Origin of the sequence: Klebsiella sp. 141240 (assembly GCF_050600805.1) — a bacterium.
Classification (GTDB): Bacteria; Pseudomonadota; Gammaproteobacteria; order Enterobacterales; family Enterobacteriaceae; genus Klebsiella; species Klebsiella aerogenes.
In genome coordinates, this window is the sequence record NZ_JAQIRK010000003.1 from 154348 (window position 1) to 166385 (window position 12038).

Below are 12038 nucleotides of genomic sequence, written 5' to 3' on the forward strand. Positions count from 1 at the left end.
TGTTGCCGCTGCGAATGTCGGCTTTGTTACGCTTACCCTAGCAGTCTGCCGCCCGCGAACGTTTGTTTGCTTTTGCCAGCTTGTTTGTCAGTTTTGCCAGACGGACGTAAAAAATGCCTCCGTAGAGGCATTAAGCGCGTGGTACCTGCGTGTTGACTACGCCGGGAAGTCTCCCTGCTGGCGCGCCACCAGGGTAAGAATGGAATACAGCGCCACCGCCTGCTGATGCTGGTTGAAAATCTCGACTGCCCATTCCACCACACCGGTGGCTTTTTCATCGGCGCTGCGCTGACGTTTAACCGTTTTCCGCTTACAGGTCAGACGAACCTGAATGGTGTCTCCCGGTTTGACCGGCTCAATAAAGCGCAGGTTTTCCATGCCGTAGTTGGCGATAACCGGCCCGACGCCGGCATCAACGAACAGCCCGGCCGCAGCTGAAATCAGGAAATAGCCGTGGACCACCCGTTCGCCGAAAATCGACTCGGCGGCGGCGATTTTGTCCATGTGCGCGTAGAAGTGATCGCCGCTCAGGCAGGCGAAATTAACGATATCCGCTTCGGTCAGCGTTCGGCGCGGGGTTAATAGGCTATCGCCAGGTTGGATCTCTTCGAAGTATTTACGGAACGGGTGAATGCGGTCTTCGCTCACCTGAGCGCCGCGCACCCACTGCTGGCTTATGGTCGCCAGCATCGTTGGGCTGCCCTGAATCGCGGTACGCTGCATATAGTGTTTCACCGAACGCAGTCCGCCGAGCTCTTCTCCGCCGCCAGCACGGCCGGGGCCGCCGTGTACCAGCTGCGGCAGCGGCGAACCGTGGCCGGTTGATTCTACGGAGGATGCTTCGTTCAGAATCTGAATACGGCCATGCGCGCGTGCGGCGCCAAGGATAAACTCACGCGCCAGCTCGCCGCTGGCGGTGACCAGCGTACCAGCCAGGCTACCGCCGCCGGCGCGTGCCAGCGTGAGCGCATGCTGGCGGTCGCGATACGGCATCAGCGTCGCCACCGGGCCAAAGGCTTCAATGGCGTGAACCGCTGGCGTTTCATCCGGCTGCGGGCAGTACAGCAGGGTCGGCGGGAAGAACGCGCCATCAGCGTTAAGATCTGCCTGTCCGCCGAGTAGCGCTTCGCAGCCGGCGGCAATCAGTTTATTGACGTTATCCTGCACATCCTGACGCTGTTCGCTGTTAACCAGGGCCCCCATCTTAATGCCCTCCTGCGCAGGGTCACCGACGGTTACTTTATGCAGGCGGGAGATCAGTGCATCGCTAACCGCATTAAACTGAGCCAGTGGCACGATGATTCTGCGGATAGCGGTACATTTTTGCCCGGCTTTCGCCGTCATCTCGCGGACCACTTCCCGAATAAACAGCGCAAATTCCGGTTGCTCCGGCGTGACGTCTTCACCTAATACGCAGCAGTTGAGCGAATCTGCTTCCATGGTAAAGGGAATAGATTTGGCCACCAGGTTAGGGTGAGTCCGTAGCTGCTGGCCGGTGGCGGCAGAGCCGGTAAAGGTCACCACGTCCTGGCTATCGAGATGGTCGAGAAGATCGCCCGCGCCGCCGCAAATCAGGCTGATGGCGCCTTCCGGCACCAGGCCGCTGTCGACAATCGCTTTTACCATCGCCTGGGTGAGCTGGGCGGTAGCGGTTGCCGGTTTAATGATAGCCGGCATACCGGCAAGCCACGTGGGCGCCAGTTTTTCCAGCATTCCCCAGCAGGGGAAGTTGAAGGCGTTGATATGTACGGCGACGCCCGACTTCGAGGTCAGCACATGACGTGCGGCAAAACCGCCCTGTTTGGAGAGCGGAATTAGCTCGTCCTCCGGCCACAGGATATCGTCCGGTAGTTCGCGGCTACCGAGCCCGGCATAAGTGAACAAAGTACCGATACCGCCTTCAATATCCACCCAACTGTCGGCGCGAGTGGCGCCGGTTTGCGCGGAGATGGCGTAGAACTCGTCTTTCTGCTCCAGCAACCGTTTTGCTACCGCTTTCAGCATCGCGCTGCGTTCAATAAAGGTCATCGCCTGCAGGGCTTTGCCACCGCGTTCAATCGCGAAACGACGCGCCTGCGCCATATCCAGGCCTTCACTGGTCGCCTCCCAAAGCGCCGCGCCGGTGATGGCGTGATGGATAGTACGGGCGCGGCCCCGGCCGGTCTGCCAGGCGCCGGATAAGTAACTGGCTAACTGCTGCATCGCAAATCTCCAAATGTGTTACGCATGATTACTATAAATAGTTCTTTTATGAATCATAAAATGCAAGTCTATATTTAATATTTTATTAACATTGTGATCGGTGGTTAATTGGGGTTTTTGTTTATGTGACTGTTATTAATGCTATTTACAAAAGGTTTTGCGGTTATCATCACAAAAAGAACAAACAAAATTTGTGGTTTTATTTAACCAATATGTAACCTTCAATAAACAAAGTGATTCACATAAATGTTTTTGTTGTGAATATCGGAATCATAAAGGTGATGACGTGACAGAAGAACAACGCTTTGACCAGCGCATCGCGCAGGAAACGGCCATCGAACCGCAGGACTGGATGCCGGATGCCTACCGTAAGACCTTGATTCGTCAGATAGGTCAACACGCGCACTCGGAGATCGTCGGCATGCTGCCGGAAGGCAACTGGATCACCCGCGCGCCGACGCTGCGCCGTAAAGCGATTCTGTTGGCTAAGGTACAGGATGAGGCCGGACACGGGCTGTATCTCTATAGCGCCGCGGAAACGCTGGGCTGCGCCCGAGAAGACCTGTATCAGAAAATGCTCGACGGGCAGATGAAATATTCCTCTATTTTTAACTACCCGACCCTCAGCTGGGCCGATATCGGCGTGATCGGCTGGCTGGTCGATGGCGCGGCCATCGTCAACCAGGTGGCGCTGTGCCGGACCTCCTACGGCCCCTATGCCCGGGCGATGGTCAAAATCTGCAAAGAAGAGAGCTTTCACCAGCGCCAGGGATTTGAAGCCTGCATGGCGCTGGCGCAGGGTAATGACGCGCAGCGGCAGATGCTGCAGGACGCCATTAACCGCTTCTGGTGGCCGGCGCTGATGATGTTTGGCCCCAACGATGACAACTCGCCGAACAGCGCCCGCAGCATGGCGTGGAAAATCAAACTGCACTCCAACGACGAGCTACGTCAGCGCTTCGTCGATAACACCGTGCCGCAGGTAGAGATCCTCGGTATGACCGTACCGGACCCGGATTTGCGCTTTGATGAAGCCAGCGGCCACTACCGCTTCGGCGAAATCGACTGGCAGGAATTTAACGAGGTGATTAGCGGCCGTGGCATTTGCAACCACGAGCGGCTGGCCGCCAAGCGTAAGGCCTGGGAAGAGGGCGAATGGGTGCGCGAAGCCGCGCTGGCCCATGCGCAAAAACAGCAGGCCCGCAGCGCGGCATGAGGAGAGACAACATGAGCAAAGTTTACTGGCCGTTATATGAAGTGTTCGTTCGCAGCAAACAGGGGTTATCCCATCGTCACGTCGGCAGTCTGCACGCTGCCGATGATCAAATGGCGTTGGAGAATGCCCGCGATGCCTACACCCGCCGCAGCGAAGGCTGCTCAATTTGGGTGGTGAAGGCCAGCGAAATCGTTGCTTCGCAGCCGGAAGAACGCGGCGAATTCTTCGACCCGGCGGAAAGCAAAGTCTACCGTCATCCGACTTTCTATACCGTGCCGGACGGCATGGAACATATGTGAGGCGGCGATGAATAACCCTAACCCCGTAGCCACCTACGCCCTGCGTCTTGGCGACAATGGTCTGGTTCTGGCCCAGCGTTTAGGCGCCTGGTGCGGCCATGCGCCCGAGCTCGAGATCGATCTTGCTCTGGCCAACATCGGCCTCGACCTGCTCGGCCAGGCGCGCAATTTTTTAAGCTATGCCGCCGAGCTTAATGGCTGCGGCGACGAAGATACGCTGGCCTTTGGCCGCGATGAGCGCCAGTTCAGCAACCTGCTGCTGGTGGAGCAGCCAAACGGCAATTTTGCCGACACTATCGCCCGCCAGTTCTTTATCGACGTCTGGCACGTCGCCCTGTTCAGCCGCTTGGTGAACAGCCGCGATACGCAGCTGGCGGCCATTGCCGCTAAAGGGCTGAAAGAGGTGCGTTACCACCAGCGTTTTAGCCGCGGCTGGCTGGAGCGACTGGGTAACGGCACCGAGATATCAAACCGCAAAATGCAGCAGGCGGTCGACAATCTGTGGCGCTTCACCGGCGAACTGTTCCTGGCTGATGAAGTGGAGCTCAGCCTGGTTGAGCAGGGCATTGCGGTTGATCCGCGTGAACTGCAGGCCGAGTGGCAGAGCATTGTGCAAACCGCGCTGCTTGACTCTGGGCTACAGATCCCGCAGGAAGCTGTCTTCCGCAGCGGCGGCAAACAGGGGCTGCACAGTGAACATCTCGGCCCGCTGCTGGCGGAGATGCAGTATCTGCAGCGTTCGCATCCCGGACTGCAGTGGTAAGTGAGGTGACTATGCAACGTCTTGCCGATATCGCTCCTGCAGAGGTTCGCACCATCTGGGGATTATTAAGCGCGATCCCGGATCCGGAAGTGCCGGTACTCACCATCACCGACCTCGGAATGGTGCGCAGCGTCGCGCGCCACGGCGACGGCTGGGTGATTGGCTTTACCCCGACCTATTCGGGCTGTCCGGCGACGGAGCATCTGCTGGGCGAGATCCGTACGGTCATGAGCGAGCATGGCTTTGTGCCGGTACATATCGTCCTGCAGCTGGATCCGCCGTGGACCACCGACTGGATGAGTCAGGATGCCCGCGAGCGCCTGCGCCAGTACGGCATCAGCCCGCCCCAGGGGCACGCCTGCCATGCGGACATGCCCGCTGAGGTGAGCTGTCCGCGCTGCGGCAGCACCCATACCTCGCTGATTAGCGAATTCGGTTCCACGGCCTGTAAAGCGCTCTATCGCTGCGACAGCTGCCGCGAACCTTTTGATTACTTTAAATGTATTTGAGGTTGCCATGACGACGTTCCATTCGCTTAAGGTGGCGAGAGTCGAGCCGGAAACCCGCGATGCGGTGACCATCACTTTTGCGATTCCGCAAGCCCTGCAGGCGGAATACTGTTTTCGCCCGGGCCAGCATCTGACGCTAAAAGCCCGTCTGGGCGGCGAAGAACTGCGCCGCTGTTACTCCATTTGTCGCAGCCGCACGCCAGGGGAAATTAGCGTCGCGGTCAAAGCCATCGACGGCGGGCGCTTCTCGCGCTACGCCCAGCACGATATCCAGCAGGGTATGGAGCTGGAGGTGATGGTGCCGCAGGGGCATTTCGGTTATCAACCGCAGGCTGAACGGCAGGGTGAATATCTGGCGATTGCCGCCGGTTCCGGGATCACGCCGATGATGGCTATCATTAGCGCGACGCTGGCGACCGAGGTGCAAAGCCGCTTCACGCTGATCTACGGTAACCGCAGCAGCCATAGCATGATGTTCCGCCAGGCGCTGGCCGATTTAAAAGACCGCTATCCGCAGCGCCTGCAGGTGATACATCTGCTTAGCCAGGAGTCGATGGACAGCGATCTGCTACAGGGCCGCATTGACGGCGACAAACTGCGCCAGCTCGCTGACCATCTGCTGGATTTTAGCCGTTTCGACGAGGCCTTTATCTGCGGTCCGGCGGTGATGATGGATGAGGCGGAAACGACGCTGCGCGAACTTGGCGTGCCGGAGAAGTCCATTCATCTCGAACGCTTCAATACGCCAGGCGGCAATGTGAAGCGCGCTGCCGGTGTGCAGGCGGAAGGGCGCACGGTGACCATCCGCCAGGATGGGCGCGATCGGCTTATCGCCCTCAGCGCCGAAGACGACAGCATCCTGGATGCCGCATTGCGTCAGGGCGCCGATCTGCCGTTCGCCTGTAAGGGCGGGGTATGCGCTACCTGTAAATGCAAAGTGCTACGCGGTGAAGTGGCGATGGCCGCCAATTACAGCCTGGAAGCGGATGAGCTGGCGGCGGGTTACGTGCTGAGCTGCCAGTCGCTGCCAACCAGCGGCGATGTGGTGGTCGACTTTGACGCGCGGGGGATGGCATGAGTGACCTGCTGATCCACCGTCATGGCCGGGTGTTACAGCTGACGCTGAACCGCCCGCAGGCCCGCAACGCGCTGAACAATGCCCTCTTAACCCAGATTGCCGAGGTGCTGGAGGCGGCGTCAATTGATGACAGCGTCGGCGTATGCGTTATCAGCGGTAACGCGCGTTTTTTCGCCGCCGGGGCCGATCTCAACGAGATGGCGGAAAAAGATCTGCCAGCCACGCTTGATGATGTTCGCCCGCGGCTGTGGGCGCGTATCGATGCTTTCACTAAACCGCTCATCGCTTCGGTCAACGGCTACGCGCTTGGCGCCGGCTGCGAGTTGGCCCTGCTGTGTGACCTGATTGTTGCCGGTGACAATGCCCGCTTTGGCCTGCCGGAAATTACCCTCGGCATTATGCCGGGCGCGGGCGGCACCCAGCGTTTGATCCGCAGCGTTGGCAAGGCGTTGGCCAGCCGGATGGTGCTGAGCGGTGAGAGTATTGACGCCCGCCAGGCGCAGCAGGCCGGGCTGGTTAGCGATATCCATCCGGCGGCGTTAACCGATGAGTATGCCCTGAAACTGGCAACCACCATTGCCAGCCATTCGCCGCTGGCGCTACGGGCGGCAAAACAGTCGCTGCGCCTGTCGCAGGAAGTCAGCCTGCAGGCCGGTCTGCAACAGGAGCGCCAGCTGTTTAGTCTGCTGAGCGCCACCGAGGACCGTCGCGAAGGCATCGACGCCTTCTTACAAAAACGTACACCGGAATTTAAAGGACGCTAATCGTGGAAGCTTTCATTCTCAGCGCAGTGGAACAGGGCGTCATGACCATTACCCTCAATCGCCCGGACCGCCTCAACAGTTTTAACGATCTGATGCATCAACAGCTGGCGGAATGTCTGAAGCAGGCCGAGCGTGATGACGGCGTGCGCTGCTTGCTGATCACCGGCGCTGGTCGCGGCTTTTGCGCCGGCCAGGATTTGAACGACCGCAATGTCGACCCCAGCGGCCCGCCGCCGGATCTCGGCCTGTCGGTAGAACGTTTTTATAACCCGCTGGTACGCCGTCTGGCGGCGCTGCCGAAGCCGGTTATCTGCGCGGTCAACGGCGTTGCCGCCGGCGCGGGCGCTACCCTGGCGCTGGGCTGCGATATCGTGCTGGCCGCGCGTTCGGCCAAATTTGTGATGGCGTTCAGCAAGCTCGGCCTGGTGCCGGACTGCGGCGGCAGCTGGTTCCTGCCACGGGTGGCCGGCCGTGCGCGCGCGATGGGGCTGGCGCTGTTGGGCGATAGCCTCAGCGCGGAACAGGCCGCACAGTGGGGGATTATCTGGCAACTGGTGGACGATTCAGAACTGGCGGATACCAGTCTGCAGCTGGCGCGCCATCTGGCGGCGCAACCGACGTTTGGTCTTGGGCTGATTAAAAAGGCGCTGATGGCTTCTGAAACCAACAGTCTCGATGCGCAGCTGGATCTTGAGCGCGATTATCAGCGCCTGGCCGGGCGCAGCGATGATTACCGCGAAGGGGTCAGCGCGTTTCTGGCCAAACGGCCACCACAGTTCAGCGGGAAATAGGCCATGACAACATTTTTAGCCACCGTGGCGGTGATTGGCAGCGGCACCATGGGGGCCGGTATTGCCGAAGTGGCCGCTGCCGCCGGACATCCGGTGCTTATTTTCGATATTAATGCAACCGCGATCGCCCAGGCGATCGACGGCATTGCCAGGCGTCTGGCATCACGTGTCGAGCGCGGCAAACTGGCCTCAGAGCAGGCCAATGCGTTGCTGGCGCGCCTGCATCCGGCCCACGATTTATCCGCGCTTGCCGACGCAGATTTAGTAATTGAAGCGGCCTCTGAACGGCTGGAGGTCAAAACGGCGCTGTTCGCACAGCTGGCGGAGATATGCGCGCCGTCAACGCTGTTGACCAGTAATACCTCGTCTATTTCGATTACCGCCATCGCCGCCGGGGTCAAAAACCCGGAGCGGGTGGCCGGGCTGCACTTTTTTAATCCGGCGCCGGTGATGAAACTGGTCGAGGTAGTGAGTGGGCTCGAGACGTCTGATGAGGTGGTCGAGCAGCTGTGCCAGTGCGTAAGCGGCTGGGGGAAACAGCCGGTGCGCTGCCGCTCAACGCCCGGTTTTATCGTTAACCGCGTAGCGCGTCCGTTCTACGCTGAGGCCTGGCGCGCGCTGGAAGAACAGGTTGCCGCTCCTGAGGTTATCGATGCCGCTTTGCGTGACGGCGGCGGTTTTCCGATGGGACCGTTGGCGCTGACTGACCTGATTGGCCAGGACGTCAACTTCGCCGTGACCTGTTCGGTGTTTAACGCCTTCTGGCAGGACCGCCGTTACTTGCCGTCGCTCCTCCAGCAAGAGCTGGCGCTGGCCGGGCGATTGGGTAAAAAGAGCGGTCACGGCGTCTATCGCTGGCCCGCGGAGACGCAGCCGGACGCGGCGCTGCCGCCGGTATCTATTGGCGCTCAATCCATTATAGCTATAAGTGACAGTGTCACAGAGCTCGATGAGCTCTTATTGCTGGAGACCGAAGGCGAGACCGCGCTGGCGCTAAGCGTTAAGCATCACCGCCCGGTGGTGGTGTATGACCTGTGCGCCAGCGATACGGTGGTGCTGGCCGCAGCGGCGACCAACGCGCCTGCGGCCACTGACAAGGCCGTGCATTACTTCCAGCAGCAGGGCAAGAAAGTGCTGCGTATTGCCGATTATCCCGGCCTGCTGGTGTGGCGCACGGTGGCGATGCTGATTAACGAAGCGCTGGATGCGGTGCAAAAAGGCGTCGCCAGCCCGCAAGACATCGATACCGCCATGCGCCTTGGCGTCAACTATCCGTACGGCCCGCTGGCGTGGGGAGAAAGCCTTGGCTGGCGGCGGGTGCTGCAACTGCTGGAGAACCTGCAACACCATTATGGCGAGGAGCGCTATCGCCCCAGTTCCCTGTTGCGCCAGAAGGCGCTGATGGAGAAGCACCATGAGCAATGATCCGTGGCGCAACGCGCGCGTGATGTACGAAAAAGATACCTGCGCCAGAAAGATGGGGATCGAACTTATCGAAATGGACGACGGTTTTGCGCAGATGAGCATGACCGTCTCGGCGGACATGCTTAACGGCCATCAAACCTGTCACGGCGGTCAACTATTTACGCTTGCCGATACCGCTTTCGCTTACGCCTGTAATAGCCAGGGGCTGGCGGCGGTGGCCTCGGCGGCGAGCATTGATTTTCTTCGTCCGGCGTTTGCCGGCGACAGGCTGGTCGCCACCGCCAGAGTCAAACAGCAGGGCAAGCTGACCGGCGTCTACGACATCGAAATTGTTAATCAACAGCAAAAGATTGTGGCCCTGTTCCGCGGCAAATCGCACCGCATCGGCGGCACAATCACGGGAGAAGTGTAATGCGCGACGCCTTTATTTGTGACGGGATCCGCACGCCGATTGGCCGCTACGGCGGAGCGCTGGCCGGCGTCCGCGCCGACGATCTGGCGGCGATCCCGCTGCGTGAGCTGCTAAGCCGTAACCCCGGGCTCGATCCGGCAGCGATTGATGATGTGATTTTCGGTTGTGCTAACCAGGCCGGTGAAGATAACCGCAACGTGGCGCACATGGCGACGCTATTGGCCGGTTATCCGCATACCGTACCGGGCACCACGATTAACCGCTTGTGCGGATCGGGTCTGGATGCAATCGGTTTTGCCGCCAGGGCGATCAAAGCCGGCGATGCCGATCTGCTGATTGCCGGCGGCGTCGAATCGATGTCGCGCGCGCCATTCGTGATGGGAAAAGCCAGCACGCCGTACCAGCGTCAGGCGGAACTCTTTGATACCACGATTGGCTGGCGTTTTGTGAACCCGCTCATGGCGCAACAATTCGGAACTGACAGCATGCCGGAAACGGCAGAGAATGTAGCTGAATTGTTAAATATTAGCCGAGTCGATCAGGACGCTTTCGCCTGGCGCAGCCAACAGCGCACGGCGCAGGCCCAGCGCGACGGCATTCTGGCGCAGGAAATCGTGCCGGTGCAGATCATCGGCAAGAAAGGAGCGGTCAGCGCGGTACGCGATGATGAGCATCCTCGACCGGAAACCACGCTTGAGCAACTCGCGCTATTAAAAGCGCCGTTCCGGAAAGGCGGGGTCATTACGGCTGGAAATGCATCCGGCGTTAACGATGGCGCAGCGGCGCTGATTATCGCCAGTGAACAGCAGGCCAGCGTGCAGGGGCTCACGCCGCGCGCGCGTATTGTGGCGATGGCGACGGCGGGTGTTGAGCCGCGCCTGATGGGCCTGGGGCCGGTACCGGCAGTGCGTAAAGTGCTGGAGCGAGCCGGGCTCAATATTAACGATATGGACCTGATTGAGCTGAATGAGGCCTTCGCCGCGCAGGCGCTGGGGGTGCTCAGACAACTCGGCGTGCCGGATGATGCGGCGCACGTGAACCCCAACGGCGGCGCCATCGCGTTAGGCCATCCGCTGGGCATGAGCGGCGCGCGGCTGGCGCTCAGCGCCAGCCTTGAGCTGCAACGCCGGGGCGGACGTTATGCGCTGTGTACGATGTGTATTGGCGTGGGTCAGGGCATTGCCATGATCCTCGAGCGAGTGTGAGCTAATTTACCTGCGAGTACCCTACAATGATAACTACTACAAAATTAGATCCGATTGAAACCGCATCGCGTGATGAACTGCAGGCCCTGCAAACCCAGCGCCTGAAATGGACGCTCAAGCATGCGTATGAAAATGTGCCGATGTATCGCCGCAAATTCGACGCCGCCGGTGTGCACCCTGACGATTTTCGGGAATTAAACGATCTGAAAAAATTCCCCTGTACCACTAAACAAGATCTGCGCGACAACTATCCCTTCGATACCTTTGCGGTGCCGATGGAGCAGGTGGTGCGCATTCACGCCTCTTCCGGCACCACCGGCAAACCGACGGTGGTAGGTTATACGCAAAACGATATTGATAACTGGGCCAATATTGTCGCCCGTTCGCTGCGTGCGGCCGGAGGTTCAGCGAAAGATAAAATTCACGTCGCCTACGGCTACGGCCTGTTTACCGGCGGCCTTGGCGCGCACTACGGCGCGGAGCGTTTAGGCGCGACGGTGATCCCGATGTCCGGCGGACAGACCGAAAAACAGGCGCAGCTGATCCGCGACTTCCAGCCGGATATGATCATGGTGACGCCGTCCTACTGCCTGAATCTGATTGAAGAGCTGGAGCGCCAGATGGGCGGCGATGCCCGCGGCTGTTCATTGCGGGTCGGCGTGTTTGGCGCCGAGCCGTGGACGCTGGCGATGCGCGCGGAAATCGAGCGCCGCCTGGGGATCACCGCGCTGGATATTTACGGTCTGTCAGAGGTGATGGGGCCGGGGGTGGCGATGGAGTGTCTGGAAACCGTTGATGGCCCGACCATCTGGGAAGACCACTTCTTCCCGGAAATCGTCAACCCGGACGACGGTACGCCGCTGGAGGATGGCGAGCATGGCGAACTGTTGTTTACCACGTTGACCAAAGAAGCGCTGCCGGTGATCCGCTATCGTACCCGCGACCTGACGCGCCTGCTGCCGGGAACCGCGCGGACCATGCGCCGCATGGATCGCATCAGTGGACGCAGCGACGATATGTTGATTATCCGCGGGGTTAACGTCTTCCCCTCGCAGCTGGAAGAGGAGATCCTCAAGTTTGAACACCTGGCGCCGCACTATCAGTTAGAGGTCAATCGCCGCGGTCATCTTGATTCGCTGGCGGTACGCGTTGAGCTGAAAGAGAGCGGGCTGGCGTTAAGTCATGAACAACGCTGCCAGATTTGCCATCAGTTGCGTCACCGTATTAAGTCGATGGTCGGGATCTCCACCGATATTACTATCGTCAACTGCGGCAGCATTCCTCGCTCTGAAGGGAAAGCCTGTCGGGTATTCGACCTGCGTAAAGCGGTGGTTAGCGGTTAATTCTCTCCCCGGTAACCCGGCTGAGGCCTTT

Annotated in this window: 12 protein-coding genes; 11 read left to right on the forward strand and 1 reads right to left on the reverse strand. The window is 59.7% G+C overall.

All coding sequences use genetic code 11. The features are described from left to right. Window positions 1-156: 156 nt before the first annotated feature. On the reverse strand, window positions 157-2202 hold the full coding sequence (paaZ, locus tag PGQ95_RS06515; protein ID WP_430917378.1) for a phenylacetic acid degradation bifunctional protein PaaZ: 2046 nt from the start codon (window positions 2200-2202) through the stop codon (window positions 157-159). A 286-nt stretch (window positions 2203-2488) separates the two neighbouring features. Here paaZ and paaA point away from each other — a divergent pair, with 286 nt between their 5' ends. Genes paaA through paaK form a run of 11 tightly spaced genes read left to right on the forward strand, consistent with a single transcriptional unit; the run spans window position 2489 to window position 12007 of the window. Continuing rightward, window positions 2489-3418: a 1,2-phenylacetyl-CoA epoxidase subunit PaaA gene (gene paaA / locus PGQ95_RS06520; RefSeq protein WP_025713674.1), complete on the forward strand. Its 930-nt coding sequence runs from the start codon at window positions 2489-2491 to the stop codon at window positions 3416-3418. Between the two features lie 11 nt (window positions 3419-3429). After that, window positions 3430-3717: a 1,2-phenylacetyl-CoA epoxidase subunit PaaB gene (paaB, locus tag PGQ95_RS06525; protein WP_004224492.1), complete on the forward strand. Its 288-nt coding sequence runs from the start codon at window positions 3430-3432 to the stop codon at window positions 3715-3717. A 7-nt stretch (window positions 3718-3724) separates the two neighbouring features. Then, complete coding sequence (paaC, locus tag PGQ95_RS06530; protein ID WP_213793924.1) at window positions 3725-4480, forward strand: 1,2-phenylacetyl-CoA epoxidase subunit PaaC; 756 nt, start codon at window positions 3725-3727, stop codon at window positions 4478-4480. Between the two features lie 11 nt (window positions 4481-4491). Continuing rightward, the gene (gene paaD, locus PGQ95_RS06535; protein WP_136026575.1) at window positions 4492-4989 is read left to right on the forward strand and encodes a 1,2-phenylacetyl-CoA epoxidase subunit PaaD; all 498 of its coding nucleotides are present in this window, start codon (window positions 4492-4494) and stop codon (window positions 4987-4989) included. 7 nt (window positions 4990-4996) lie between these two features. Beyond that, complete coding sequence (gene paaE / locus PGQ95_RS06540; RefSeq protein ID WP_430917380.1) at window positions 4997-6067, forward strand: 1,2-phenylacetyl-CoA epoxidase subunit PaaE; 1071 nt, start codon at window positions 4997-4999, stop codon at window positions 6065-6067. After that, on the forward strand, window positions 6064-6831 hold the full coding sequence (gene paaF, locus PGQ95_RS06545; RefSeq protein ID WP_113373222.1) for a 2,3-dehydroadipyl-CoA hydratase PaaF: 768 nt from the start codon (window positions 6064-6066) through the stop codon (window positions 6829-6831). Before paaE ends, paaF begins: the two co-directional genes overlap by 4 nt. A 2-nt stretch (window positions 6832-6833) precedes the next feature. Beyond that, window positions 6834-7622 (forward strand): 2-(1,2-epoxy-1,2-dihydrophenyl)acetyl-CoA isomerase PaaG, encoded by a 789-nt coding sequence (gene paaG / locus PGQ95_RS06550; RefSeq protein WP_316424018.1) that lies wholly within the window; start codon window positions 6834-6836, stop codon window positions 7620-7622. A 3-nt stretch (window positions 7623-7625) separates the two neighbouring features. Continuing rightward, on the forward strand, window positions 7626-9047 hold the full coding sequence (locus tag PGQ95_RS06555; protein WP_430917383.1) for a 3-hydroxyacyl-CoA dehydrogenase: 1422 nt from the start codon (window positions 7626-7628) through the stop codon (window positions 9045-9047). Next, complete coding sequence (gene paaI / locus PGQ95_RS06560) at window positions 9037-9459, forward strand: hydroxyphenylacetyl-CoA thioesterase PaaI (RefSeq protein ID WP_023279988.1); 423 nt, start codon at window positions 9037-9039, stop codon at window positions 9457-9459. The genes PGQ95_RS06555 and paaI overlap by 11 nt, the downstream gene beginning before the upstream one ends. Beyond that, complete coding sequence (pcaF, locus tag PGQ95_RS06565; protein WP_430917385.1) at window positions 9459-10664, forward strand: 3-oxoadipyl-CoA thiolase; 1206 nt, start codon at window positions 9459-9461, stop codon at window positions 10662-10664. The genes paaI and pcaF overlap by 1 nt, the downstream gene beginning before the upstream one ends. A 26-nt stretch (window positions 10665-10690) precedes the next feature. Further along, window positions 10691-12007: a phenylacetate--CoA ligase PaaK gene (gene paaK, locus PGQ95_RS06570; protein WP_004224503.1), complete on the forward strand. Its 1317-nt coding sequence runs from the start codon at window positions 10691-10693 to the stop codon at window positions 12005-12007. The last annotated feature ends 31 nt before the right edge of the window (window positions 12008-12038 follow it).

Coding starts and splice junctions, on each gene's coding strand:
- paaZ (WP_430917378.1), bottom strand. CDS start 2,202: ATGCAGCAGTTAGCCAGTTACTTATCCGGCGCCTGGCAGACCGGCCGG.
- paaB (WP_004224492.1), top strand. CDS start 3,430: ATGAGCAAAGTTTACTGGCCGTTATATGAAGTGTTCGTTCGCAGCAAA.
- paaC (WP_213793924.1), top strand. CDS start 3,725: ATGAATAACCCTAACCCCGTAGCCACCTACGCCCTGCGTCTTGGCGAC.
- paaD (WP_136026575.1), top strand. CDS start 4,492: ATGCAACGTCTTGCCGATATCGCTCCTGCAGAGGTTCGCACCATCTGG.
- paaE (WP_430917380.1), top strand. CDS start 4,997: ATGACGACGTTCCATTCGCTTAAGGTGGCGAGAGTCGAGCCGGAAACC.
- paaF (WP_113373222.1), top strand. CDS start 6,064: ATGAGTGACCTGCTGATCCACCGTCATGGCCGGGTGTTACAGCTGACG.
- PGQ95_RS06555 (WP_430917383.1), top strand. CDS start 7,626: ATGACAACATTTTTAGCCACCGTGGCGGTGATTGGCAGCGGCACCATG.
- paaI (WP_023279988.1), top strand. CDS start 9,037: ATGAGCAATGATCCGTGGCGCAACGCGCGCGTGATGTACGAAAAAGAT.
- pcaF (WP_430917385.1), top strand. CDS start 9,459: ATGCGCGACGCCTTTATTTGTGACGGGATCCGCACGCCGATTGGCCGC.
- paaK (WP_004224503.1), top strand. CDS start 10,691: ATGATAACTACTACAAAATTAGATCCGATTGAAACCGCATCGCGTGAT.